At 63.4% G+C, this 25276-nt stretch carries 26 protein-coding genes; 19 read left to right on the top strand and 7 right to left on the bottom strand.

Annotated elements, in window-relative coordinates; translation table 11 throughout:
* Nucleotides 1-30: 30 nt before the first annotated feature.
* Nucleotides 31-684 carry a GNAT family N-acetyltransferase gene (locus ACBG85_RS16150; protein WP_180279627.1) on the bottom strand — a complete coding sequence of 218 codons (654 nt, stop codon included), beginning with the start codon at nt 682-684 and terminating at the stop codon, nt 31-33.
* A gap of 124 nt (nt 685-808) precedes the next feature.
* Here ACBG85_RS16150 and ACBG85_RS16145 point away from each other — a divergent pair, with 124 nt between their 5' ends.
* From ACBG85_RS16145 to ACBG85_RS16125, 5 genes are all read left to right on the top strand, one after another.
* The gene (locus tag ACBG85_RS16145) at nt 809-2200 is read left to right on the top strand and encodes an MFS transporter (RefSeq protein WP_311093607.1); all 1392 of its coding nucleotides are present in this window, start codon (nt 809-811) and stop codon (nt 2198-2200) included.
* Nucleotides 2201-2203: 3 nt separating this feature from the next.
* On the top strand, nt 2204-3760 hold the full coding sequence (locus tag ACBG85_RS16140) for an aspartate aminotransferase family protein (RefSeq protein WP_372024005.1): 1557 nt from the start codon (nt 2204-2206) through the stop codon (nt 3758-3760).
* Nucleotides 3761-3887: 127 nt separating this feature from the next.
* The gene (locus tag ACBG85_RS16135) at nt 3888-5219 is read left to right on the top strand and encodes a cyclopropane-fatty-acyl-phospholipid synthase family protein (protein ID WP_054187182.1); all 1332 of its coding nucleotides are present in this window, start codon (nt 3888-3890) and stop codon (nt 5217-5219) included.
* A 20-nt stretch (nt 5220-5239) separates the two neighbouring features.
* Entirely contained in the window at nt 5240-6559 is a 1320-nt protein-coding gene (locus ACBG85_RS16130; RefSeq protein WP_372024003.1) for a lipase family protein, read from the top strand.
* A gap of 53 nt (nt 6560-6612) precedes the next feature.
* Nucleotides 6613-7284, top strand: coding sequence for a DUF1345 domain-containing protein (locus tag ACBG85_RS16125; protein ID WP_030537075.1), 672 nt, complete (start codon nt 6613-6615; stop codon nt 7282-7284).
* A 21-nt stretch (nt 7285-7305) separates the two neighbouring features.
* On the opposite strand, the gene ACBG85_RS16120 is transcribed toward ACBG85_RS16125, so the two are convergent.
* Nucleotides 7306-7935, bottom strand: coding sequence for a LysE family transporter (locus tag ACBG85_RS16120; protein WP_037130153.1), 630 nt, complete (start codon nt 7933-7935; stop codon nt 7306-7308).
* A 110-nt stretch (nt 7936-8045) separates the two neighbouring features.
* Here ACBG85_RS16120 and ACBG85_RS16115 point away from each other — a divergent pair, with 110 nt between their 5' ends.
* Nucleotides 8046-8702 (top strand): nitroreductase family protein, encoded by a 657-nt coding sequence (locus ACBG85_RS16115; RefSeq protein WP_372024000.1) that lies wholly within the window; start codon nt 8046-8048, stop codon nt 8700-8702.
* On the top strand, nt 8696-9301 hold the full coding sequence (locus ACBG85_RS16110; RefSeq protein WP_070161666.1) for a dihydrofolate reductase family protein: 606 nt from the start codon (nt 8696-8698) through the stop codon (nt 9299-9301). Before ACBG85_RS16115 ends, ACBG85_RS16110 begins: the two co-directional genes overlap by 7 nt.
* Here the strand turns inward: ACBG85_RS16110 and ACBG85_RS16105 are convergent.
* On the bottom strand, nt 9298-10101 hold the full coding sequence (locus ACBG85_RS16105; RefSeq protein ID WP_230358757.1) for a sulfite exporter TauE/SafE family protein: 804 nt from the start codon (nt 10099-10101) through the stop codon (nt 9298-9300). The genes ACBG85_RS16110 and ACBG85_RS16105 overlap by 4 nt on opposite strands.
* Before the next feature lie 92 nt (nt 10102-10193).
* On the opposite strand from ACBG85_RS16105, the gene ACBG85_RS16100 reads away from it, so the two are divergent.
* On the top strand, nt 10194-10997 hold the full coding sequence (locus tag ACBG85_RS16100) for a helix-turn-helix domain-containing protein (RefSeq protein ID WP_231783434.1): 804 nt from the start codon (nt 10194-10196) through the stop codon (nt 10995-10997).
* Here ACBG85_RS16100 and ACBG85_RS16095 read toward each other — a convergent pair.
* The 3 genes from ACBG85_RS16095 to ACBG85_RS16085 all read right to left on the bottom strand — a co-directional run bounded on the left by ACBG85_RS16095 (nt 10975) and on the right by ACBG85_RS16085 (nt 16134).
* On the bottom strand, nt 10975-11424 hold the full coding sequence (locus ACBG85_RS16095; protein ID WP_372023997.1) for a hypothetical protein: 450 nt from the start codon (nt 11422-11424) through the stop codon (nt 10975-10977). The genes ACBG85_RS16100 and ACBG85_RS16095 overlap by 23 nt on opposite strands.
* A gap of 46 nt (nt 11425-11470) precedes the next feature.
* Nucleotides 11471-12724: a glycoside hydrolase family 1 protein gene (locus tag ACBG85_RS16090; protein ID WP_082920640.1), complete on the bottom strand. Its 1254-nt coding sequence runs from the start codon at nt 12722-12724 to the stop codon at nt 11471-11473.
* Between the two features lie 140 nt (nt 12725-12864).
* On the bottom strand, nt 12865-16134 hold the full coding sequence (locus ACBG85_RS16085; protein ID WP_372023995.1) for an arabinosyltransferase domain-containing protein: 3270 nt from the start codon (nt 16132-16134) through the stop codon (nt 12865-12867).
* 117 nt (nt 16135-16251) lie between these two features.
* Between ACBG85_RS16085 and ACBG85_RS16080 the strand changes: the two genes are divergently transcribed.
* From ACBG85_RS16080 to hisF, 11 genes are all read left to right on the top strand, one after another.
* Nucleotides 16252-16734: a hypothetical protein gene (locus tag ACBG85_RS16080; RefSeq protein WP_231917356.1), complete on the top strand. Its 483-nt coding sequence runs from the start codon at nt 16252-16254 to the stop codon at nt 16732-16734.
* A gap of 153 nt (nt 16735-16887) precedes the next feature.
* A complete protein-coding gene (gene hisD, locus ACBG85_RS16075) occupies nt 16888-18210 on the top strand; it encodes a histidinol dehydrogenase (protein WP_007732254.1) in 1323 nt (440 codons plus the stop codon).
* The gene (locus tag ACBG85_RS16070) at nt 18207-19349 is read left to right on the top strand and encodes a histidinol-phosphate transaminase (protein ID WP_372023993.1); all 1143 of its coding nucleotides are present in this window, start codon (nt 18207-18209) and stop codon (nt 19347-19349) included. Before hisD ends, ACBG85_RS16070 begins: the two co-directional genes overlap by 4 nt.
* Nucleotides 19346-19960, top strand: a complete 615-nt coding sequence (hisB, locus tag ACBG85_RS16065) for an imidazoleglycerol-phosphate dehydratase HisB (RefSeq protein WP_003942383.1) — start codon at nt 19346-19348, stop codon at nt 19958-19960. Before ACBG85_RS16070 ends, hisB begins: the two co-directional genes overlap by 4 nt.
* Nucleotides 19957-20106, top strand: a complete 150-nt coding sequence (locus ACBG85_RS16060; protein ID WP_007732248.1) for a hypothetical protein — start codon at nt 19957-19959, stop codon at nt 20104-20106. Before hisB ends, ACBG85_RS16060 begins: the two co-directional genes overlap by 4 nt.
* A 92-nt stretch (nt 20107-20198) precedes the next feature.
* Nucleotides 20199-21320: an MFS transporter gene (locus ACBG85_RS16055; protein ID WP_372027865.1), complete on the top strand. Its 1122-nt coding sequence runs from the start codon at nt 20199-20201 to the stop codon at nt 21318-21320.
* A 9-nt stretch (nt 21321-21329) separates the two neighbouring features.
* On the top strand, nt 21330-21965 hold the full coding sequence (gene hisH, locus ACBG85_RS16050; RefSeq protein WP_003942389.1) for an imidazole glycerol phosphate synthase subunit HisH: 636 nt from the start codon (nt 21330-21332) through the stop codon (nt 21963-21965).
* Nucleotides 21962-22213 (top strand): hypothetical protein, encoded by a 252-nt coding sequence (locus ACBG85_RS16045; RefSeq protein ID WP_042449550.1) that lies wholly within the window; start codon nt 21962-21964, stop codon nt 22211-22213. Before hisH ends, ACBG85_RS16045 begins: the two co-directional genes overlap by 4 nt.
* A 19-nt stretch (nt 22214-22232) precedes the next feature.
* Nucleotides 22233-22967 carry a bifunctional 1-(5-phosphoribosyl)-5-((5-phosphoribosylamino)methylideneamino)imidazole-4-carboxamide isomerase/phosphoribosylanthranilate isomerase PriA gene (priA, locus tag ACBG85_RS16040; RefSeq protein ID WP_372023990.1) on the top strand — a complete coding sequence of 245 codons (735 nt, stop codon included), beginning with the start codon at nt 22233-22235 and terminating at the stop codon, nt 22965-22967.
* Nucleotides 22968-22976: 9 nt separating this feature from the next.
* On the top strand, nt 22977-23810 hold the full coding sequence (locus ACBG85_RS16035; RefSeq protein ID WP_003942414.1) for an inositol monophosphatase family protein: 834 nt from the start codon (nt 22977-22979) through the stop codon (nt 23808-23810).
* Entirely contained in the window at nt 23807-24580 is a 774-nt protein-coding gene (gene hisF / locus ACBG85_RS16030; protein WP_003942380.1) for an imidazole glycerol phosphate synthase subunit HisF, read from the top strand. Before ACBG85_RS16035 ends, hisF begins: the two co-directional genes overlap by 4 nt.
* Here the strand turns inward: hisF and ACBG85_RS16025 are convergent.
* Nucleotides 24577-25194 (bottom strand): TetR/AcrR family transcriptional regulator, encoded by a 618-nt coding sequence (locus ACBG85_RS16025; protein WP_372027863.1) that lies wholly within the window; start codon nt 25192-25194, stop codon nt 24577-24579. The genes hisF and ACBG85_RS16025 overlap by 4 nt on opposite strands.
* Nucleotides 25195-25276: the final 82 nt, after the last annotated feature.

The raw sequence follows: 25276 nt of genomic DNA, 5'->3' as shown, positions 1-25276 counted from the left end.
CTCGGTTCTCACGGTGCACGGGTAGCTCGCTCAGTCGATGCCGAGCATCGTCTTGAACGCGCGCACGCCGGTCACTTCGACGGGATACGGCGGTGCGACAAAATCTTCGCGGCTGAGGGTGAAGAGACGACGCACGGTCATGCGACCGTCGGCAGCCAACTCCTCTACTGTGCCGTCTGCGCGGTACCCGACTTTGGTGGACACCGTGATCGAGGCGGGGTTGTCCGTGAATGCCGATGACACCACGCTTCGTGCACCCAAAGAGTCGAATGCGAATGCGCAGATTGCCTGTCGGGCGAGAGTGCCGACACCCCGGCCTTGGAACCCGCGTCCGATCCACGAGCCGGTTTCACCGGTACGACTGGTAGGAAAGTCCGTCGCGGCGAACGCCTGGCAGCCGACGATTTCTCCGTCGACGACAATGGCTGTTTCGAATTTCCAGTCGGTCATGGTCATCGCTCCGCGGACCGACCAGTGGTATTGGATGAATCTTCGCGACACTTCGTCGGGAGTGCCCACCGTCCAGGGGACGAGAAACGGCATCTGTTCGGCAGGGTGAATGCCGGCTCGGACCAGCGCAGTGAGTTCGGGGAAATGATCGTCGCGCACAGGGAGCAAGGTGATGGGCCCACACGTGATCGTGACTCCGTACGGAGGCCAGATCTCTCGCAGTGGGTCAACCATCGTCTTCAGACCTTCGTTTCGTGTGCGAATCGGGTCACAGTCTGGCATGCCAGGCACGTCCGAGTGAGCGACTTCTGGTCATCGGGATTCTTTTGCCCTCGCGGTACGAAGTCGTGACATTAGTGTGTGGACGGTGACTACAGACAAACCGGTACGTCTTCGTGAAGGTAGATCGCCTGACAGGCTTTCGCGTGGTGTGGTGGCCGGATACGCAGCGGGAAGTGTCGGTACGGGTGGATTCGGTGTTCTGCCAGGTCTGGTACTGGCGTACTACCTGACCGACACGCTCGGCGTTGCCGCGGCGCTCGCGTCGCTTGTGGTCATTGTCCCGAAAATCGCCGACGTCCTGATCGATCCGCTGATCGGGTCGATCAGCGACCGAAGCTCTCATCGAACTGGTACGCGAGTGCCACTCATGCTCGCAGGCGCTCTGGGACTGCCGTTGCTCTTCATTCTCACGTTCTCGGCCCCGGTGTCGGCCGGCCCCGGAGTCGGGGCGATGTGGGTGCTCGTCTTCTTCCTGCTCGCGGCGAGTGCCTACAGCCTCTTTCAGGTGCCGTACATCGCGTTGCCGACCGAGTTGACCGGCGATTACCACGAGCGCACCCGGTTGGTATCGGTTCGAATTGCGGTGTTGGCCCTGACAATTCTGGTCATCGGCGCCGGCGGACCCGAGCTACGCGACGCTGCCGGGGGCGGAGCACGCGGTTATCTGGTCATGGCGATCGGGGTGTCGGCGCTGATGTGCGGGGCAATGATCTGGGCAGTTCGCGGAGCCGCGCGCCACACGGTGACTCACGCGGACGCGCCGGTCGGCTCGTTGCTCTCGCAGTACCGGGACGGGTTCGACGCGATACGACGTACCCGCGCGTTCCGATTGCTGGTCATCGTCTTTGTGCTCCAAGCTCTTGCCACCGCCGTGATGTTGGCGGGTGCGCAATATCTGGCGACCTATGTGATGGGCAACGAAGGTGCGCTCACCGGTCTGTTCGTTGCACTCGTCGGACCAGCTCTCGTCGTCATGCCGCTGTGGTACTGGTTCTCGCATCGGTACGGAAAGCTTCGCGGTTACGTGGTGTCTTCGGTTCTGTTCGTCGTCGCCACGGCGTTGTTGACGCTTGCGGCTGTCGACGCGGGTTCGTGGATCTACGGTGCCGTCGCGCTTGCCGGCGTCGGCTACGCCGGCATGCAGGTGTTCCCGCTGGCGATGCTTCCGGACGTCATCGAGGACGACGCGCGAATCGGTGGGCGCCAACGCGGTGGTTCGCTCAGTGGTATCTGGACCGCCGCGGAAACCGCAGGCCTTGCCCTGGGACCCGCGGTGTTCTTGGGTGTACTCGCGGTGACCGGCTTCGTTTCGAAAACTGCGGGCGAGACTGTCGTGCAACCGGAATCGGCGCTGACCGGAATTGCCCTTGGCTTCTCGGTCGTGCCGGCGATCCTGGTTGCGATCAGCCTGGTCGTATTGCGGAATTACCGCACCGAACAAGAATCCACTCACGAGAACGAAAGGTGAACGATGAGTTCCACTCGGGCCGAGGAACTTCAGGGCAAGATCGTCGAGAGCGCAAACCTCGAGAAGAGGGCGGCCGACATCTTGAGTCGGTTGCGTTCGCTTCGCGAGCAGGACGCTCCGACGCACGGAGGCCGGGTTCTGTCGTACGTGTACGACAGCGGCCTCGCAGCGCTCGACGAGTTGGCAGCGGACGCAGCTCGATTGGTTCAGCCGGTCAACGGTCTCGACCCGACGGTGTTCCCGTCCACCGCGGTGATGGAGCGTGAGTTGGTTGCGTTCGCACGCGAGTTCCTCCATGGAGCTTCAGACCCAGCCGCAGATACAGACGCCGGAGGCGTAGTCGTCGGCAATGTCACCAGCGGCGGAACGGAGAGTTGTGTGTTGGCCGTCAAGGCAGCTCGCGACTTCCGTGGGCTCCCGCCGGGTGAGGGTTCGCTGGTTCTTCCGACCACCGCGCATGCCGCTTTCCACAAGGCAGCTCACCTGCTCGGACTGGAACTGATCCTGGTACCGGTAGATCCCACGTCGGGGCGCGTCGGCGCACAAGATATTGCGACGGCAGTTCGGAAAGACACGGTCTTGATCGTCGTCTCCGCGCCCAGCTACCCGTTCGCGGCGCTCGACCCGATCGCCGATGTCGCGGAAGTTGCTCGTGCACATTCGATTCCACTGCATGTCGACGCCTGCATCGGTGGGCTTGCGTTGCCGTGGTGGGGTGATCTGCCACCCTGGGATTTCCGGGTGCCCGGGGTCACCAGCATGTCCGTCGACTTCCACAAGTACGGATACTCGCCCAAAGGCGTTTCGGTCCTGCTGCACCGAGGGCGAGATCTGCATCGCAAGCAGTATTTCGGACTCACGGACTGGCCGGGGTACCCGGTGGTCAATCCCACGCTTCTCGGTTCCAAATCCGTTGCTGCTCTTGCCGGTGCTTGGGCGATTTCGCAAGTCCTCGGGCAATCCGGGTACGCCGAATTGGTGTCCCGGGCGCAGCGGGCCACTCGTGCACTGATCGGCACGGTCGAGGCAATCGAGGGTCTTCGCGTCGTGGGCTCGCCGGTGGGACCACTGTTCGCGGTCGCTACCGACGATTCCGTGCCGCTCGAACGGCGAGTGGATCCGCATCGCTGGGTGAGCGCTGTCGGTGCTCGCGGCTTCGTCCTTCAAGGGCAGCCGGCGTCGACGCAACCTGACGGGACGACGTTGCCTCGAACAACCCACCTCACCGTCACCCCGGTGACGCAATCTGTGCTCGGCGAGTTGACCAGCGCACTCGTCCTCGGTGCCGACGACGTTCGCGGCTCGGCGGCAGCCGAGGCGCCGCCGGCCCTGGCAGAGTTGGCCGGAGCATTCGAACGTGGCGATGTCACCGTCGCCGATGTTCTTGCGTTGCCCAGTGACGCCGTCGCGGCAGCGTTGACGTCGGCGGGGCTGGATCCTCGGGGCTCTTCCGATTCTCCCTTGGACATGGCGGCCGTCCTCGCGGCAGTGGAATCGCTGCCACGTGAGGTCACGAAGAGACTGCTGGTGGAATTCCTCGCCGGAATGGTGGAGCCCTGAACTCGGCGATGAATACCGAAACCGCGATGAACACTGTCCAAAACTCGGACAAATGGCGCGAAAGATTCGCGAATCGGGCGTAAGTTTTCTGTCATCGGCTAACCATCTTTTGTCGGAGGGTTGATCAGTGACTGGTGCCGCGGCCAAGATTTTGACGGTGTTCGAGGAAGTGATCGGGGTTCCGCTTCCGGTTCGCGTGCGATGTTGGGACGGTTCGGAGGCAGGGCCACCGGACGCCGCTGCGCAGGTTCACTTCCGGAATCGGCGTGCCCTACGGCGGGTCCTCTACTCTCCCAACGAATTAGGGCTGGCGAGGGCGTACGTTTCCGGCGATCTGGACGTAGACGGCGATATCTTCGCGCTCCTCGACGTTCCGGAACTGGTCACGCGGCTCGGTGAGAATCGTTTGTCGACCTTGCCGCTGCGCTCGATTGTTCGCGCCGCCGGTACTTTCGCCGGCTTGGGAGCGGTGGGTCCACCACCGTCACCCCCGGCGATCGAGATGCGTAGTAAGCGAGGCAAGCGGCACAGTAGATCACGCGATTCGGCGACTGTCTCCCATCACTACGACGTCGGGAATCGCTTCTACGAACTGTTCCTCGGGCCGAGCATGGTCTATTCGTGCGGATACTGGCCGGAAGGTGTCGAATCTCTCGAAGCTGCTCAGTACGCGAAGCTGGACTTGATTTGCCGCAAGCTCGATCTGAAGCCGGGAATGCGACTGCTCGACGTCGGCTGCGGTTGGGGATCGATGGCATTGCACGCCGCCCAGAACTACGGCGTCGACGTCGTCGGAGTCTCGCTGAGCAACGAGCAGGTCGAATACGCCAAGGGGCGAGTTGCCGACGCGGGTTTGACCGATCGCATCGAGATTCGGGTGCAGGACTACCGCGACGTCGACGATGGCCCTTACGACGCGATTTCGAGCATCGGCATGTCCGAGCACGTGGGCCTGGTCAATTTGCCGGTGTACACGGCAAAACTCTACGACCTGCTCGTGCCGCAGGGTCGTCTGCTCAATCATGCCATCGCCGCGGTGAAGTCGTTGTCGGACAACGTCGATGACGGTCCCAGCTTCATCGACAGGTACATCTTCCCGGACGGTGAGATCCTTCCGTTGAGTAAAACCATTGATGCGCTGGAACTTTCGGGTTTCGAGACGCGTGACAGCGAAGCGTTGCGCGAGCATTACGCACTGACACTGCGCGCATGGGTGCAGAACCTTCGTGAGAACTGGGACGCATCGGTCTTACAGGTCGGTGCTCCCCGGGTGCGTACCTGGTTGCTGTATCTCGCTGCCAGTGCTCTGGGTTTCGAGGAGCCGCACAGGCTTACGATTCATCAGGTTCTGGCCGTGAAACCAGGGGATCGGGGGGCCAGCGGCATGGCCCGCTCGCGTGACAGTTGGTATCGATCGATTGAAGTCCCGCAGATCGAAACCGGTCCGCGCGTCGACTGAGGCCTATACGTTGGATTTCCATGAGCACCCGGAAGGTTGTCCTCGCGGCACTGAAGGTTACGGCCGTTGCGGTATCGGCGCTGTTGCCGACCTCGCTGCTGTTCACACCGATGTCGAACGCCGAACCTGTGAACGATTTCTACGATGCGATTCCGGGCGACGTCGGTGATCCGGGTTCGGTGATTCGGACGGAACCGCTGGCTCTGGCCGGTGCCGTCGGCGGAGTGCCTGGTGTGGGGACCCGGATCCTGTATTCGAGTACCGACACCCACGGATCCAAGGTTGCTGTGTCGGGCTCGTACCTGGAGCCGGCTGCCCCGTGGTCAGGAGCGGGCCCCCGCCCGACGGTGGTGATCGGTCCGGGTACGCAGGGCCAAGGTGATCAGTGCGCGCCGTCGAGGATGTTTCCCACTGCCGGTCAGCTCCGCCTGGCGGAACCCGGGAATCCGTCGAACTACGGTGCCGGTGTGGACAGTGTCGGTGTCAACTACGAGTCAGCTTTTGCTTTTGCTTTCCTCGCCCAGGGCGTTCGTGTATTCGTCACCGACTACATCGGACTCGGAACACCCGGCGTTCATACCTACGTCAATCGCGCCGAGGAAGCCCATGCGATGTTGGACGGTGCACGCGCTGCCCGAGCCCTCGCGCGGGCAGGAGAGGACGATCCGATAGCGCTGTGGGGCCACTCGCAGGGCGGCGGCGCCACTGCCGCTGCAACCGAACTGGCACCCGAATACGCGCCTGAGTTGAATCTGGTCGGGAGTTACGCGAGCGCGCCCCCGGCAGACTTGGCAAGCGTTCTGCGTCATATCGACGGTACCGGCCTGATGGCCGCGATCGGTTACACGATCAACGGCGTCCTCGACCGCTATCCCGCCGCCCGAGAGCCGATCGAATCTCGACTCAACGACTACGGCCGGTCCGTGCTCGCCGACGTCGCCGGGCAATGCCTCATCGATTCCCGAACCAAGTACGGGAAGCAGTCGACGGCGTCGTGGACCACAGACGGACGACCACTCGCCGACGTGGTGGAATCGGTACCGGAGATCCAACAGGTGATCGAGGAACAACGCGTCGGGTGGCGAACCCCGGCCTCGCCGATTCTGGTCAACGGAGCGCTCAACGACGATTTCATCCCGTACGAGCAAACCCGGCGCCTGGTTCAGGACTGGTGCGCGCGCGGGGCCGAGGCGACGTTGTTCATCGACACCTTGCCTGCGGTGAATCCGGGGAGCGGCAACAACCACCTCGCGCCGGCCGTAGCGGATTTCGGTGTCGGATTGCAGTACGTGCTGGACAGATTCAACGGCAAGCCGATAGTCGGTGCGTGCAACGCCTGAGTCGCCGTGTCACGTAACCACCGTCTCACTTCTAACAGTGGTTGACTGAGCCCGTGAACGATCGACCGCACGACCTTCCGATCAACCCGGTTCCACGGAGCGCCCTGGGTGCCGGGCCGGCGCTGAGAGTGTCGACGGGTCTGCTGCTCGGTGTGGCCGCCGGTGTCGTCACGGCGTTGGTCGGCTATCCCCGATTCGCGTTTCTGATCGGCTGGGATGTGGCGGCGATGGTGTTCACGGTGTGGACGTGGATTCTGGTCTGGCCCTTCGACGCGACGCTCACCGCAAGCCACGCAACGCGCGAAGAGCCCGCCCGAAACGTCGCGCACCTGCTGATTCTCGGTGCCGCCGTCGCGAGCCTGGTCGGTATCGCGTTCTTGCTCCTGGCGGCACCCGACGGACATCACTACCAAGTAGTGGCGGCATCGGTTGCAGTCGGCAGCGTCGTGATCTCGTGGCTGGCGGTCCACACGCTCTTCGCCCTCGGATATGCACGGCTGTACTACTCCGGCCCCGACGGCGGAATCGATTTCAATCAGGAAGAACCGCCGAGGTACAGCGATTTCGCCTACGTGGCGTACACGGTCGGGATGAGCTTCGCGATTTCCGACACCAACTTGAAGTCGTCGGACATGCGCGCGATGGCACTCGGCCACGCATTGCTGTCGTACCTGTTCGGTTCGGTGATCGTGGCGTCCGTCGTCAACTTGATTGCGGGCCTGTGATCTCTCGAGCCGTGTGACCGATCAAGCCGCTGCACGCCCGATGCTCGAGAGGAAGCCGGCGGCTCCGAAGAACAGACCGGCGAACACTCGATTGGTGGTTCGCTGCTGTTTGGGGGAGCGCATCAAGGTGAGCACCCGGGCGGCCAGGCCGGTGTATCCGGTCATCACGATCACGTCGACTGCGCACATCGTGGCGGCGATGATCAGATACTGCGGCAGCAGCGGCGCCGACGGGTCCAGGAACTGCGGGAGCACTGCGAGCATGAAAACGACGGCCTTCGGATTGCTCGCGTTCACGAGAAATCCGCGAAGCATCATCATCGGACCGGAGCTGCTCGCGGCTGCCTCGTCGGTCTCCACCTCGGTGGGCGCCGATCGCCACTGCCTGATCCCCAGGTAGACGAGGTATGCGACACCGAACCACTTGATCAAGGAAAAGGCCACGGTCGAACTGGCGAGAATTGCACCGACCCCCGCCGCGACAATTCCGATCTGCAGCAACAATCCCAACTGCAGCCCGAAGATGTTCCAGTATCCGCGTCGCAAGCCGTAGGCAAGTCCCGACGACATCGACGCAATGGCGCCGGCCCCCGGCGACAGGCTGATCACCCAACTTGCTCCGAAGAACGCCAACCAGACGTGCCAACTCATGTCGAAAGTCCTTTGATCGGGAAATACTCCCGACAACGAGCACGCACGGGATCAGAAAAGTGTAGACGGACAGTCCTGCTCACTGCTCGCGACAGTGCAATGATCGGGGGATGACGTCGTATCCCGTACTCGACCTGACACCCGACGAATTGCTGACCACAACGCGGACCGTTCGAAAGCGTCTGGATCTGACCCGTCCCGTGCCGTTGGACCTGGTGAAGGAATGCCTCCAGATCGCCCTGCAAGCGCCCTCCGGTTCGAATCGCCAGGGCTGGCAGTGGATGGTGGTGACCGATCCGGCACTGCGTGCAGCAGTCGGGCAGATCTACAAGGAAGTCACCGACGAGTACCTTGCCTCTCACGGTTCGGCGGCAAAACTCTTCGCCGATGATCCCGATCGCGCGCCGATTCAACAACGCGTGGGCACCAGCGTCGCGTGGCTCGGTGAGCACATGGGTGAGGTGCCGGTCCTTCTCATTCCGTGTATCAAGGCGGGCAAGACGCTGCCGGAGGGGAACCAAGCCGGCCTGTGGGGTTCGCTACTCCCGGCTGTGTGGAGTTACGCGCTGGCCGCGCGGGCACGTGGGCTCGGTACGGCGTGGACGACATTGCATTTGCAGCGTGAAGCGGAAGTTGCGGAGCTGCTGGGCATTCCGGCCGGCTTCCATCAGGCTGCGCTCATCCCGACGGCGTACTTCACCGGCGAGACGTTCAAACCCGCCGCCCGTGAACCGGTCGACAACGTGCTGCACGTGGACCGATGGTGAGCCTGATCTACTCGGCGATCTGCTCGATCGACGGGTATGTGGCTGATGAGCAAGGAAACTTCGACTGGGCGGTTCCCGACGCACAGGTCCATGCGTTCGTCAACGAGCTAGAGAGGGGAGTCGGCACGTACCTGCTCGGGCGCCGGATGTACGAGACGATGATTCCCTGGGAAACAATGGCATCCGAGGATCTCGAGCGTTCTTCGGTGGCAGGAGGACCTTCGGCTCCGGACGAGTTTGCCGGTATCGAGGCGGCGACCGCCGAGTTCGCTCAGATCTGGCGTGGAATCGACAAGATCGTGTACTCCACGACGCTGAACGAGGTGTCGACCGCACGTACCAGGATTGTCCCGAGCTTCGATGAAGACTCCATCCGTTTGCTCGAGAGTGAAGCGGTACAAGATATCTCGATCGGTGGACCGACGGTTGCGGTTAGTGCTTTCGCGGCGGGTTTGGTCGATGAAGTCAGACTGTTCCTGTGTCCGGTCAATATCGGTGGCGGATTGCGAGCTCTCCCGGAAAGCCGGCTTGATCTGCAACTGCTCGAGGAGAAAACCTTCGACGGCGGCGTCATCTATCTGCGATACGCCGTTCGCTAAGCAATCACCATCACTGCCGTGACGACGCCGAGTAGAGCGATGTAGGCGGCGGCATGGACTCGGTCCGGTATGGCACCGACGATTCGTCGGCTCAGCGCGATCGCCGGTAGGGAACCGGCGAGTAGTGCACAGACGGCCAGAAGGTCGACAGCGCCGACTCTGCCCGCCGACAGATCCGAGGCTGAACTGTGCCCTGATGAGACCGCATACACCGCAGTCGCGACGACGGCGACAGGCAAGCTCAACGGGTTGGCGCTCGCGGCGGCGTCGGCCATCGGAACTCCGCGGCGTCGCATCATCGGAACCGTCATGACGCTCCCGCCGACTCCGAGGAAACTTGCGACGGCACCGATGCCTATCCCGACAGCGCGGACGCCGTGACGGTCAAGATGTTCGCGAGGTTCAGATGGTGTCAGAAACCCTTGTCGCAGAAGACTGTCCAGGATTGTCACCAGCAGGTAGAGCACAAACAGAATCCGGACGACGCCGTCGTCTACGTGGCCCGCCGCAACCGCTCCGAGCCCGGCTCCGAGTGCGACGGGACCGATCAGAGGTCTGATGTACTCCGTCCGAAGCCGTCCTGACTTCCTGAATGCGACTGTGGCACCGAGTGAATTGACCACCATCACGGCCGCCGAGGATGCTACGGCGACATGCATCGGATCGATGACGTCCGGCCGCAGCGTCGATGCAGCGTAAACGACTGGGACAGTGACAAACCCGCCACCGAATCCGAAAAGAACGGTGGTGACTCCGGTCAAGGCGCCGAAAGCGAGCAGGATGAGGGAGTAGTGAAGCACTCGATGAACGGTAGCGATTTCTCCGTTGGCGCACATTCGAAGGTTTGCCACGTTCCATTGTGAATCGGACACAGACTCGGTAGGTTCCTCCGGTGCGCAACATCTCGATCAACGACGTCGATCACTCGCCCCGCGGTGTTCTCGCAATCGGAACCGACTACCCACCCGGTCACGTGCTGGCCGCCCACGAACATCGACGAGCCCAGTTTCTCTTCGCTGTGAACGGTGCGATGAACGTCGAAACCGAAGACGGTGAGTGGACGGTTCTGCCGTCCAATGCGGTCATGATTCCCGCCGGTGTCGCTCATGCCGTGACAATGGACGGCGTCAGCACGCGAAGCCTCTACATCGAACCGTCCGCAGCGCCGTGGTTCCCGGTCAGGTGCCGAGTCGTCGCAGTATCGTCGCTCCTGCGTGAGTTACTTGTCGCTGCAGTCGACATGGATGTCGAGCTGAATGTGGAGGACGACTTCCCCGCACACGGACGCAGCGCCGCGGTATTTCAGCTGATCCTGCACGAACTTCGCGATCTTGCGCCCCTACCTGTGGAACTCCCGCTGCCTCGGCACCCGGGATTGCGGGCGTTGTGCGCGCAGTATCTCGCAGCCCCGTCGATCCATGACTCGCCCACGCGGTGGGCCGACCGACTCCACGTCAGTGAACGGACACTGCACCGCTTGCTGATCTCGGAAACGGGGATGAGCGCGTCGTCGTGGATGCAGCGTGCCTGCATTCTTCACGCGCTTCCGAAACTTTCTGCCGGGGCCAGTGTGACGGCCGTTGCGTCTGAACTCGGATACTCGACGCCGGCTGCCTTCGCGGCGATGTGCACCCGAGTCTCGGGTGCACCGCCCAGTAGCTATCGGGCGCGCGTCACGACACAGACACCGGGATGATGTCGGCGACGACGTCGTGGATGAGACCGTCACGGACTTCGAAGGTTTCACGAATCTCCACGGTCATGAGGCGAGTGCCGCCGATTCCCGCGTCCAGCAGGTAGGTGGTCGAGACGATGTCCCCGGCCTCCGACATCTCTAGGTCTCGGACGCCCTGGATAACGCGGTATTGGATGCCGTTTTCGAGGTCGGCGGACATCTGTGGTCCGGAGAACCCCGTCTTGAGTCCGGCTTCGACGCGGGTCGCATCCGGGGCGAAATGAACATCGGAGACGTCATGGGAGACGAGGGCGTCGATGTAGGCGCGTGCTTGCGCCTCACGGGGTGAATCGGCCGGGTTCGGGGCTGCCGTCGCAGCGCCTCCGGCAAGCAGGATCAGGACAGCGGTGGCAGCGGCAGTTCCGGCGATATTTCGCAGTGTTCGCATGGGACATCCTAACGACGAGGAGTGGAGGAAATTCGGAAAACGGCCCTCATCGAGTAGCCGTACAGCTGCGGGGAGGATCGACGAGCGAGCAGAAAGCCGGGGCCATGACGGGCACGTAGTCGGCCCCGACGCCGTTCTCGTGAATGATCCGGCGGTAGGCGTCGACGCCGTCGGTCGGGATTCGGGCCGCAGTGGGATCGCCGAGAACATCGACCGTGTAGAGGCCGAATCGAGGTCGGTACGAACCCCATTCGTAGTTGTCGGTGATGGACCAGTAGTTGTAGCCGATCACGTCGGCACCGTCTTCTCGGGCGCGTTCCATCCAATAGATGTGATCGCGTAAGTGATTCGCGCGTGTGTATCCGTCGGCGCGCGGCGCTCCGTTGTCGGTGGGCATGCCGTTCTCGACGATGTAGAGGGGGAGTTCCGGATACTTGCCCGAGTACCGCATCAATGCGTCGTACAGGCCTTCGGGCTGCGGCGTGACGTTGTAGAACTCGTCGAGTGCGGCGTACGCGGCAGTCGGATTGTTCAGGGCCACACCGTAGTAGTAGTCGATGCCGAGAAAGTCGAGCTTGTCGCGCACTCGATCCGTGAATACCGAATCGATCGCCTCGGACACGCCGGGAATGAAGGAGAAATTACTGCTTACGCGGGCACCGGGATCGAGAACATGGATGCGGTCGTAGATCGCCCGGTGGACTCGGACCAATGAGTCGAACATCGACGGCGCCTGGGTGAGTGCGATTCCGCCGTAGGTCAATTCGCGCTGAACGTACACAGTCGGCTCGTTGATCGTGATCCAGAGCGCCCCGATTCCGGAGTACCGCTCGACTACCTTCTCTGCGTTGACCAGCCAATCGGCTTCCGTCTTCGGATTTGTCCAGCCGCCTTGATCGACAACCCATCCCGGATACACCCAGTGGTCGAGTGTGATCATCGGAGTCATGCCCCGCGCGCGGATGTGAGCTACCACGTCGTCGTAGTAGGCGAATTCGGTCTCGTTCCAGCTCCCGGCGGCGGGCTGAACTCGCGCCCACTCGACGCCGAATCGGAAAACCTTCGATCCCAGATCGGCCGCCCGGTCGATGTCCTCGGCGTAGCGATGACGGAAGTCGACCGAGTCACCGATCTTGTCGTGGGTTCGTCCGGAATCGGAGTATCGAGACCAGTTGCTGTCCGGCGACGAACCTTCCGATTGGAACCCGGAGGTGGCAACGCCCCAGAGGAAGTCATCCGGTACCTCAGCCGAGGCGTGAGCGGGAAGGGCCAGCACCCCGAACAGGCACGTCAGTGCCATCAGCGCAGGCGCAATAGACCGTGACAGGGCTCCCATGCCTGGGAGACTAAGTCATACAAGTGTCCAGTCGCAGGCGTTTCGTCCGATCCGCCCGCGGCAGGACCGTGTCACTCAGTGACCCAGCCGCTCAGAAATTCCGCTCAGAAAACCATGGTCATCGATCCCGGGTTCCACGTCCCGGAGCGCTGAACGGTCGTTTCGTCGACCTGGGCAGGTACTGCACTCGGATCGATCGGTGTGTACTTCTCGATCGAACCCCAGTCGCGAGCCCAGTCGTTGTCGAGATACGACGGAATGGTCTGAGCGGTCAGGAGCAGATCGATCCACCCCAACGGTCCACCACCGTAGTGGTCCTGCCAGGCACTGGTCACGAGCGCGCCGGAATGGTCGGGAAGGATCCGATACTCGGGGACCTCGGCGACACCGACCCGATGATCGAAGGGGCGTTGGCATGGGAATGCCAGTCCGACAGCCCAATCCAGCATGACGGGCGCCTGTGAACCGACGACGTCGTTGAGCTTCTGGGTCTTCGGAACCCGCGGCGGGGTGACGGCCACCCATTGGTCGGGCTTGCTGTCGTAGTCGCTGACGACCAGTCGAATGCTGTTGGCTTCGACGGGAATCTGATCCAACGGCACACGCAGGTTCCGCCATGACGGCGCCGGGCCGATGTCGAGGGGCGCGATCTTTCCGAGTGTTTCGACAGCGTCTGTTTCGGCATCGTCGACGCCACGCGCTGTGCCGTACTCGACCTCGACGTTCTGGCCGTAGGTGACGATTCCGTCCTTGTCGACGGACCGAACACGACCAGCCGCGGCAATCGAGATGATGTCGCCACGTGTGGCGTTCTCGCCCACGTCGGGGAGTTGGTACCAGTCACTGGTCAGAGTGCCGGGGGAGGGCTGACCGTAACTACCCATGACGGGTGTTGTCGCCGGGTCGAGACCGAACGGCAACGCGACCGAACTGCCGTTGACTCCGGTCTGTCCGGCGCCACCGCCGGTTCCGGCCGAGTTGCCGGCGGTGTCCTCGGAGGTGTCGACGGTGTTCGCGCCGCCGGTAGCCGTGGCTTCCTTGTCTGCTCGAAGGTCGGAGGCGACGCCATTCGGATCGAATCCCGTAGCCCCACCGGCGGACAGTCCTGTGGCGACGCTGCCCGAGAGGGGCGTCAGCATCGAGGCGTTCGGATCGGTCTCGAGCAGAACGTCGTTGGCGAGTCCGCAGTGTTGGCCGAGAACGGCGTCGACGTTTGCACGGCCCACCGAATAGGCTGGGTACTGGGTGACCGCGCCCTTGGCCATGGACAGCACCTCGAAGAGGACCATGGCACCTGCGGCAATCGTCAGTGGCGAGATGGCAAGCAGTCGAGCGTGCTTCGCGGACGGTTCCTTCCCCGCGGTGTACGGCTCACGGAAGAAGTACCACGCGGCGACGCCGAGCATCAGCACCGTCAGCCCGAGGAGGACGGTGCTCGCGCCGAGTCCGCTGATGGACACAGGCTTGTCCCACCACGGAACGCTGTAGCTGGACACGTAGTAGTAGCTGTTGCTGCCGGTGAATGCCACCGCGAGGAGGAACAGGACGGCCGCCGCGAAGAGGGCCCGATTGCGCGGCGAGCGCAGGAGTTTTGTTCCCACGGCGACGGCCGTCATCATCGCCAGAACGGCGGTGAGTCCGGCAAAGATTCCGAAGTGGTGCGTCCACTTGGTCGGCGAGAACATCAGCAGTGGCAGTGCGCCGATCGTCAGCCCCACGACGCGGCGTGACGGGCCGGCGGCCAAACCGGGAATCCGGCCCCCCTTGCGCAGCATCATCGCGGTGCAGACGCCAAGGCACAGAACCATGACGAACACACCGAATCTGCGAGTCAGGGAACCGTCGACGGAGATGTTGAAGAGGTACTGATAGCGGAGGTACTCGTCGAACCAGGGCTGATTCGGTGAGATCGAGTGCACGCGTTGCATCTCGATGACGGCGGCCAGACTTTGATCGCCGAACGCGGGGATGAGAATCGAGAGTCCGGCAGCTAGCAGTGGCCCGACAGCCGCGACGTAACCGGTGGTGCGCGCACGTTCGATGATGATGCGCATGATCGGGCGTATTCCGGCGATGAGTGCGGCAAAGCAGATGAGGCCGGAAGGGCCGGCAGTCAAGGTGAATCCGGCGATCAGGATCGCGACTGCGACCGGCAGAAGTCGTCTCGTCGCGACGGCGCGTTCGATCGAGCACCAGGTCAGCAGCACGCCGAGGGCAACGATCGGTTCGGGGCGCAGTCCGTTGTTGAACGGAAGCCAGAAAGCGAGGAAGACAAGCGCGCCGGTCCAGAGGGCGAGTCGATTTCCGCGAATGGCGGCGCCCAGCCGAGGCGCAACCTCCCGGCTGATGACGAGCCAGGTGATGATGCCTGCCAACAGAGCAGGCAGACGGACCCAGGGGCTTGCGGTGCTGACGTGGGCCAGGAGTCCGAGGATGTTGTAATACGGCGTTCCGAACGGGGTTTCGGGGACCGCGAACCACCGGAAGTAGTTGGACATGTAGCCCGATTGCTCGGAGGCTCTTGCCATCGTGAGCTGGTAGCCGTCGTCGGTGGTGGTAGCGCCGATGAAGTGCCACAGCACCAGAGTTCCGACGACGACCCCGTCGAGGACGGTGAACTTCCACCATCGGGCGGGCAGAAATTTGCGTGTGCCCCGGCCGTCGCGGTTGTCGAGGCGGTGCAGCGCGAAGAGGGACACGACAGCCGTGAGTGCCCCGAGAATCATGGCGAGAGTCTTGATCACCGACGGGCTCGACGTGAAGCGAGAGTCCGCCTCGATCGAGACGTTCAAACCGGCTGCCGCCGAATCGAGGTCGCTGAAGACGCCGACTACCTGTGGCCGGCTGTCGCCCTCGATGACGCGCGGTTCGGAACCGGTGGCACTGAAGGTGGTTCGGGTCGGCTCGGCGGCGAGCCTGAGTGCGCATCCACTCGGCAGATCAGCGACGGGTGTCGAGAGCAACACTCGATCGCGTAGGACAACGTCGACCCGAGCGGGAGCGTCGGAGGATTCGGGGGAGACAGTGGCAACAAATCCGTAGCGGCGCGCATCGGCGGCACCCGGGGGAGCAGTCGAGACGAGCGTTCCGCCGGTGGCAGCCAACTCACTGATCGACGCGCACGGAATCGATGCCTCCATGCGCAACGGTGTGTACGAGACCAATGGCGCCTCGACGCTTGTCGTCGACCCGGCCTGCGGCCAGTTGACGGCGGCGGTGTCCTGCTCGATCGGCAGGAACGGCACTGATCCGCACAAAACTATGCCGAGGATCGATGCGACAATCGCAACGATCCGTGCTCGGTTCGGTCCGCTGGATCGCTGAGGGGTCGGCAAGGCCGGAGGTGCGGTCGTGGCCACGTCACTGTCTGTCACGACTTTGGACCCTAGCTGTGCGTGACGTGTTTGTTATAAAAGCGCGAGTAATGGGATGGTCGTGTTCCCGGTGTCATTCCTCGGGGTGGGGTTGTCGGCGATCGAGGCGGGGGTGCTGTGCGCGAATTTCACGAGTCCATTCCCCTGAGCCCACTACTGCGGCGGTCGGCGGTCGCATTGTGCGTCGTCCTCGGAATTGTCCTGGTAATTGTCTGCGGGTTCGCGGCAATCGTGGATCGCGACTCGGCGGGCTACGTCGGCGCCGTGTTGTCCGCGGTCCTGTCCTTCGGGTTGGCCGCGTACATGTGGAAGGTGCGCGTGATCATCACCACAGACGTCGAACGAGTGTCGATCGCGCTGTCTCCGGGGCTGCGTCAGGTATTTCGGTGGGACGAAGTTGTGTCTGCCACTGCAGTACATATCGGGATGGGCTCCGGAATCGGTTATCGAATGACCGGCCCAGGTATGCGGGTAATTCTCGCATCTCCCGGCGACGGCGTCCGCTTTCGTCTGCATGACGGCCGTGAAATCTCGGTGGCAACACCTCGAAGGGACGAGCTGATCGAACTCGCCCGGCGGCGGGCGCCGGACCTGCAGTGAGCGTTGCAGGTGGACCGGTGAAAAACGGGGTGCGCCTATCCTGGATAATTGACATAAGTTCTGTGTTTCAGGCGCGCTGTTCAGGGCCTGTGATGCCGGACCGGTTTGCTGCCGCTTGCACAGGCACCCCGTTTGCGTACGAGAGGAACTCTCATGCTTGCCCGCACCGACCTGCGTGGTCGTACCCCATCCACGGCCGAACTTCGCGCCGCGCTTCCCCGAGGTGGAGTGGATGTGGACGCGGTACTGCATCAGGTTCGCCCGATGGTCGAAGCCGTCCGTGATCGCGGGGCAGAAGCCGCCCTCGAATTCGGCGAGAAGTTCGACGGCGTTCGTCCGGCTTCGGTTCGTGTACCCGCGGCCGAGCTCGAGCGCGCACTTCGTGAACTCGACCCCGCAGTCAAGGAAGCCCTCGAGGTTGCGATCGAGCGCACCCGCAAGGTGCACGCCGATCAGCGTCGCAAGGACACCGTCACCGAGGTCGTTCCGGGTGGCACGGTCACCGAGCGTTGGGTTCCGGTCGAGCGCGTCGGGCTGTACGTGCCCGGCGGCAATGCCGTGTACCCGTCCAGCGTTGTCATGAACGTCGTGCCGGCTCAGACGGCCGGCGTCGGATCACTTGTTGTCGCCTCGCCGCCCCAAGCCGACTTCGGCGGATTGCCGCACCCGACCATCCTTGCCGCAGCAGCCATGCTCGGCGTCGACGAGGTGTGGGCCGTCGGCGGCGGGCAGGGCGTCGCCCTCCTTACCTACGGCGGAACCGACACCGATGGAACCGAGCTTGTCCCGGTCGACCTCATCACCGGTCCCGGCAACATCTACGTCACTGCCGCCAAGCGTCTGTGCCGCGGACTGGTCGGCATCGACGCGGAAGCCGGTCCCACCGAGATCGCGATCCTCGCCGACCACACCGCTGACCCGGTCCACGTTGCCGCCGATCTCATCAGCCAGGCCGAGCACGACGTGATGGCCGCCAGCGTTCTTGTCACGACCAGCGTCGACTTGGCCGACGCGGTCGACAAGGCTCTGGCTGCGCAGCTCGAGATCACCAAGCATCGCGAGCGCGTCACCACGGCACTGACCGGTAGCCAGTCGGGCACGGTGCTCGTTTCTGATGTTTCCGCTGGTCTGCGCGTCGTCAATGCGTATGCGGCAGAGCACCTCGAGATCCAGACCGAGGATGCAACCGGGGTGGCAGCTCAGGTCACCAGCGCTGGTGCCGTGTTCGTCGGCCCGTGGGCGCCGGTCAGTCTCGGCGACTACTGCGCCGGCTCCAACCACGTTCTGCCGACGGCCGGGTGTGCACGCCACTCCTCCGGTCTGAGTGTGCAGACGTTCCTTCGTGGAATCCACGTGATCGACTACTCCGAGTCTGCACTGAAAGACGTTGCCGGACACGTCATCACGCTGGCCAATGCGGAGGATCTGCCGGCTCACGGCGAGGCTGTGCGTCTGCGATTCGAGGCTCTGCGATGAGTAGTGCTCCTGGAGAGTCGATTTCGGTCGACGCCCTTCCGATTCGCGAGAACCTGCGTGGAAAGTCGGCGTACGGCGCACCGCAGTTGACGGTTCCGGTTCAGCTCAACACGAACGAGAACCCGCATCCGCCGACCCAGGCGCTCATCGACGATGTGGCCGAATCCGTGCGCGAAGCCGCGAAGGAACTGCACCGCTACCCCGACCGTGACGCTGTGGCGTTGCGGACGGACCTGGCTGCGTACCTGGCGAAGCAGACAGGTGTACCGGTCACCGTCGACAATCTGTGGGCGGCAAACGGATCGAACGAGATTCTGCAGCAACTTCTTCAGGCGTTCGCAGGTCCGGGACGTAGCGCGATGGGTTTTGTGCCTTCGTACTCGATGCACCCGATCATCGCCGACGCTACCGATACCGAGTGGGTCGAGGTCTTCCGTCGGGACGACTTCGCACTCGACGTGGATGCTGCCGTCACCGTGATTGCGGAACGTCGACCCGACGTCGTGTTCGTGACCAGCCCCAACAACCCGACCGGACACAGCGTCGGCATTGCGGAACTGCGACGCATCCTCGACGTGGCGCCGGGCATCGTGATCGTCGACGAGGCGTACGCGGAGTTCTCCGCTGCCCCCAGCGCGATGACGCTGATCGACGAGTTCCCGGCCAAGCTGGTTGTGACCCGCACCATGAGCAAGGCTTTCGCGTTTGCCGGTGGCCGACTCGGCTACCTCGCCGCCGCTCCCGCGTTCATCGACGCACTGTTGTTGGTGCGCTTGCCGTATCACCTCTCGGTGGTCACGCAAGCGGCGGCACGTGCCGCCCTGCGTCACGCCGACGAGACCCTCGGCAGTGTGCACGCCTTGTCCGCCGAGCGCGATCGAGTGTCGAAGGCGCTGGCGGACAACGGTTTCCGAGTGATTCCCAGTGACGCGAACTTCATCTTGTTCGGTCAGTTCACCGACAGTGCACAGGCGTGGAAGGAATACCTCGACCGCGGGGTTCTCATCCGCGACATCGGCATCCCCGGATACCTGCGGGCCACCGTGGGACTCGAAGCCGAGAACGACGCGTTCATCAAGGCCAGTGACGAAATCGCAGGCACCCAGCTGGTCGACACGAATTCAGGAGAGACGGCATGAGCGATCGCATCGCGCGGATCGAACGAACAACTCGGGAATCAAGCATCGTCGTCGAACTGAATCTGGACGGGACCGGCATCGTCGACGTCTCCACCGGCGTTCCGTTCTTCGACCACATGCTCAACGCCCTGGGTACGCACGCCAGCTTCGATCTCGACGTCAAGGCGAAGGGTGACGTCGAGATCGACGCTCACCACACCGTCGAGGACACCGCGATCGTTTTCGGCCAGGCGCTCGGCCAGGCTCTCGGCGACAAGAAGGGCATCCGTCGTTTCGGCGACGCTTTCATCCCGATGGACGAAACGCTGGCGCACGCGTCGGTCGACGTCTCCGGTCGCCCGTACTGCGTGCACACCGGTGAGCCCGACTACATGGTGCATTCCGTCATCGGCGGGTACCCGGGCGTTCCGTATCACGCGGTGATCAACCGCCACGTGTTCGAGTCGATCGCATTGAATGCACGTATCGCACTGCACGTTCGGGTTCTGTACGGCCGCGATCAGCATCACATCACCGAAGCCGAGTACAAGGCCGTTGCGCGCGCTCTGCGTGAGGCGGTCGAGCCGGATCCGCGCGTGAGTGGCGTGCCGTCGACGAAGGGCACACTGTGAGCGTCCTCTTCACCTATCTGCTGTTCATCGGCGCGGGTATTGCCGTGGGCGGCGCCTACTCGATGTTCAAGGTCAACAAGCTTGCGTCGGGAATCCTTCTGGCGTTGGCGGTTCTGGCGGCGGTAGCGGGCGCACTGCGTCTGTGACGCGAAAAGTGACTGTGTCTGTGACGCGAAAAGTGACTGTATCTGTGACGCGAGATCCTGCTCCATCGCCGGGGTTGCTTCGCACTCCGGGCATGATCGGTGTCCTGATCATGGCGGCAGCAGCTTTCGGTGGCTGGTCGTTGCTGTTGCCGGTGGTGCCGTTGCTGGTTGCGCAGTCCGGCGGATCGGATGCGCTTGCCGGATCGGTGACCGGTGTCTTCATGGCGGCCACGGTCTTGACGCAACTGCTCGTGCCTCGGTTGTTGCGGACGCAGGGCTACCGGCGCGTGCTGGCGGTCGGGTGTCTGCTCCTCGGTCCACCGTCGTTGGTGCTGTTGATCTCGGCCGACGCCGGCCCTGTCCTGGCGGTTTCCGCGGTGCGTGGCATCGGTTTCGGCATGCTGACGGTCGCCGGCAGTGCACTGGTGGCCGAGTTGGCGCCCAAACGAATTCTGGGCCGTGCCACCGGTGCTCAGGGAATCGCGATCGCAGCGTCACAAATGGCGGGGCTTCCGCTGGGGCTTGCGATCATGGAACGGTGGTCGGCGACACCGGTGTTCGTTCTCGGTGCGCTGATCCCGGCGCTCGCGCTGGTGGCCATTGCCGGGTTGCCGAAGATCTTCGCCCAGCCGACCGGGGAATCCGTTCGACTGAGTGTGTTCGCCGTCTTGGTTCCGGTGCTCGCTCTGGCGTGTGTGTCCGCCTCGTTCGGCGGATTGTCGTCTCTACTGCCGATCGCAATCTCGGAGCGTGCGGCCGTTGCTGGAGTGGTGTTGGCGACCGCCAGTGGGTCGATGTTGGTCGGCCGGTACTCGGCGGGACTGATCGCCGATCGTCTCGGCAGTGGTCGGACACTCGCGCCGGCATTGGCGTCGTCGACCATCGGATTGGTGCTGTTCGCGATCAACGTCGACGGCGGGTCGACGCCGGTCTTGTTCTGCGCGGCGGTCCTTTTCGGGCTGGGGTTCGGGGCGGTGCAGAACGAGTCCTTGGTCATGGCGTTTCAGGCTGCCGGCCCGAGGCAACTCGGATCCGCCAGCGCGATCTGGAACATCGGCTACGACGCCGGCACCGGAATCGGTGCACTGGCGTTGGGATTCGTGGCCACGACTGCCGGCTATGCGTGGGTCTTCGCGGTCTCCGCGGTAGTTGTCGCGCTCCTCCCGGTACTGGCCGCGGGCGGCAAAGTGATCGGCAGCAGGGTTGCCCGATAGAGTTGGGGCATGAGCGCTTCCACGATTGCTGTACTCGATTACGGCTCCGGCAACCTGCATTCGGCTACTCGCGCACTGGCGCGCACCGGGGCGCAGGTGGAGGTGACCAACGACATGAAGGTTGCACTGGCGGCCGACGGTCTCGTGGTGCCCGGCGTCGGCGCGTTCGCGGCCTGCATGGAAGGTCTGCGTGCAGTGCAGGGTGACCGAATCATCGGCAGACGCCTGGCTGGTGGCCGACCGGTGCTGGGCATCTGCGTCGGTATGCAGATTCTGTTCGACCGGGGAGTCGAATTCGGTGTCGAGGCGGAGGGCTGTGGCGAATGGCCCGGCACCGTCGAGAGGCTCCAAGCAGAGGTTTTGCCGCACATGGGCTGGAACACCGTGGAGGCGCCGGAGTCCAGCACCCTGTTCAAGGGCATAGACGCCGATACCCGCTTCTACTTCGTCCACTCCTACGGTGTGCAGAGTTGGGAGCTCGCGCCGTCCGAGCACATTGCACCCCCGAAGCTGACATGGGCCGATCACGGCGGAAAGTTCCTCGCTGCCGTCGAGAACGGTGCGTTGTCGGCAACGCAGTTCCACCCCGAGAAATCCGGTGACGCAGGCGCCGAGTTGCTGAGCAACTGGGTGCAGAGTTTGTGACCGGGGGATCCGGACCGAACCGCGGTGACGATTTCTCCCTCGCCCGTCTGGCGTTGTTCTCGCTCGGCGCCGCTGTGGCTGCGCTGGCGGTCGCAACCGTCGTCATCGTTGTTCTCAAACCATCGCCGGGCGTCGGCCTCGTGATCGGTCTCGTGGGGGTCGTCGCTGCGATTGCGGCAATGGGCGTCGTATCCAAGCGGATGACGCGAAAAGCGTTCGGTGACCCGGAAGACGGTTCGAGGTCCTGACCTACTAGGGTTACCGCACGTGAGCCTGGTCCTTTTGCCTGCTGTAGATGTCGTCAACGGTGAAGCTGTTCGCCTCGTGCAAGGAGAGGCGGGAAGTGAGACCGGTTACGGGTCGCCCCGCGACGCTGCTCTTGCGTGGCAGAACGACGGTGCCGAATGGGTGCATCTTGTCGACCTCGACGCTGCTTTCGGGCGTGGGTCCAACAGTGGACTGTTGGCCGGCGTCATCGGCGACCTGACGGTCAAGGTGGAACTGTCCGGTGGAATCCGCGACGACGCTTCCCTGGAAGCCGCACTGGCCACCGGCTGTGCTCGCGTGAATCTCGGTACTGCCGCTATCGAGGATCCCGAGTGGTGTGCGCGTGCATTGGCCAAGTACGGCGACAAGATCGCTGTCGGCCTCGATGTTCGTCTCGTCGACGGTCGGTACCGCACCCGTGGTCGCGGCTGGGTCACCGACGGCGGCGATCTGTGGGAGACCCTCGCGCGTCTGGACCGTGACGGCTGCACTCGTTACGTCGTCACCGACGTCTCCAAGGACGGCACCCTGACCGGTCCCAATCTCGAACTTCTCAGCCAGGTCTGCGCGGTCACCGACGCGCACGTCGTCGCCTCCGGTGGTGTGTCGACCATCGAGGATCTACTCGCCATTTCCAGCCTGGTTGATCAGGGTGTCGAGGGCGCGATCGTGGGCAAGGCATTGTATGCCGGTCGCTTCACTCTCCCCGAAGCACTGGCAGCAGTTTCCGGATAGATTTTCCAGATGACTCCGACGCGTGACCTCGACGAACTTCTCGCGATTGCGGGTCGGCTTCTCGACGGCGTCCACGATCAGTTCGTCTCCGGTGTCGGCGCCCCGAGTGCGGTCCGCAAGGGCTGGGGTGATTTTGCCACCGAGGTCGATCTTGCGCTCGAGAAGCGGTTGACCGCGGAGTTGTTCGAGCAGACCGGCATCGAGGTGCACGGCGAGGAATTCGGTGGTCCCGACGTCGGTTCCGGGCTCGTCTGGGTTCTCGACCCCGTTGACGGTACTTTCAACTACTCGGCCGGATTGCCCACTGCCGGAACGTTGTTGGCGCTTCTCGACGACGGTGTCCCGGTGCTCGGATTGACCTGGCTTCCATTGATCGGTCACACGTACGCGACTCGCGCCGGCGGTCCGTTGTTGGTCAATGGAATCGCCGTACCGCCGCTGGAGCCAACCGATCTGGCGTCGTCGATCGTCGGCTTGGGTGCGCTCAACGTCAACAGTCGAGGGCGGATCCCCGGCAGTTTCCGTCTCGATCTCCTCGCCGAGATCAGCAAGGTGTCCTCGCGGATCCGGATACACGGTTCAACCGGAGTCGATCTGGCCTTCACCGCGGCCGGCATCCTGGGCGGTGCGATCGTCTACGGCCGCAACGCGTGGGACAACGCGGCCGGGGTCGCGCTCGTTCGCGGTGCGGGCGGGGTGGTCACCGACCTGGCCGGCCGCCCGTGGACCGTAGAATCGGAGTCGGTGCTCGCTGCCGCTCCGGGCATCCACGGTGAGATTCTCGATATCCTCAACGCGCTCGGTGATCCGCGCGCTTCGTCCTCAGGAGGACCACAGTCATGACCCTCGCAGTTCGTGTGATTCCGTGCCTCGACGTCGACGCCGGGCGAGTGGTCAAGGGTGTCAATTTCGAGAATCTTCGCGACGCCGGAGATCCGGTGGAACTCGCGGCAGCGTACGACGCTCAGGGCGCCGACGAACTGACCTTCCTGGACGTGACCGCCTCCACGTCGGATCGCGGCACGATGCTCGACGTCGTAAGTCGCACTGCCGAGCAGGTTTTCATTCCTCTGACCGTCGGCGGTGGAGTGCGCACGGTCGCGGATGTCGATCGTCTGCTGCGTGCCGGTGCCGACAAGGTCAGCGTGAACACCGCGGCGATTGCGCGCCCGGAACTGCTGAAGGAACTGAGTGAGCGTTTCGGCTCGCAGTGCATCGTCCTCTCGGTCGATGCCCGCACCGTTCCCCAGGGGCAGCCGGACACACCGTCGGGGTGGGAGGTCACCACGCACGGGGGCAAGCGCGGCACCGGGATCGACGCTGTCGAGTGGGCCGAGCGTGGTGCAGAGTTGGGAGTGGGGGAGATCCTGCTCAACTCGATGGATGCCGACGGCACCAAAGCGGGCTTCGACCTTCTGATGATCCGCGCTGTCCGGGCGGCAGTCCACGTACCGGTGATCGCCAGTGGCGGTGCCGGCCTGGTCGAGCACTTTGCCCCTGCAGTCGAAGCGGGCGCAGACGCAGTTCTCGCAGCAAGTGTCTTCCACTTCGGCGATCTGAGCATCCCGGAGGTCAAGGATGCGATGCGTGCCGAGGGAATCGTCGTTCGCTAGGCGTTCTCGGCGCGGATTCCGTCGAACATGAGGCGGCTGATGGCTTGGTTCAACGCCGTGCAGTCGACGGACGAACCGGCTCGCAATCCTTGAATCGCACTTGCCAGCATCATGCCGTTGACGGCGTGGGCAGTGTTGTCGACATCGAGGTCGGCGCGTAGATAGCCGCATTCGACTCCGTGGTGCAGGTACGCCGCGGTCAACGAAGCCGACTGGTCGAGTAGATCGAGCATCCGGCCCGTCAGATCGGCGTCGACGCCCGTCGTCTCGAACAGCAGAACCCGCGGGATGCGGGGGTCGTCGAAGAAGATGCGGGGGAGCGCCTCGGCGATCCGTCCCACTTGGGCGCGGTACTCGTCCAGTGTGCTGGCGGCGTCGGGAGCATTCTCGGTGGCCAGTGCGCTGATGATCTTTGCGACGAGGTCGTCGATGACGTGATCGATGATGTCGCGCTTGTTCGCGAAGTACCGGTAGAAGGTCCCATGGCCGATTCCGAGAGTTGTTGCGATGTCGGCAATTCCGGTTGCGTGATAGCCGCGCTGGGCGAAGCACTCGAATGATGCGTCGATGATCTCGCGGCGCAATTCCGCCTTTTTTCGTTCCGCTCTGGTCATGGCCTTCGTCACATCAGGAATGATACCGTTCTCAATAACGGAATGACGTGTCAGTTTCTGATGTGCAGTTTTTCTGATGTGC

The sequence above is a fragment of the Rhodococcus sp. NyZ502 genome (assembly GCF_041464245.1).
Classification (GTDB): domain Bacteria; phylum Actinomycetota; class Actinomycetes; order Mycobacteriales; family Mycobacteriaceae; genus Rhodococcus_F; species Rhodococcus_F qingshengii.
Note: the sequence above shows the minus strand (reverse complement) of the source record. Positions and strands in the feature narration are given on the sequence as shown.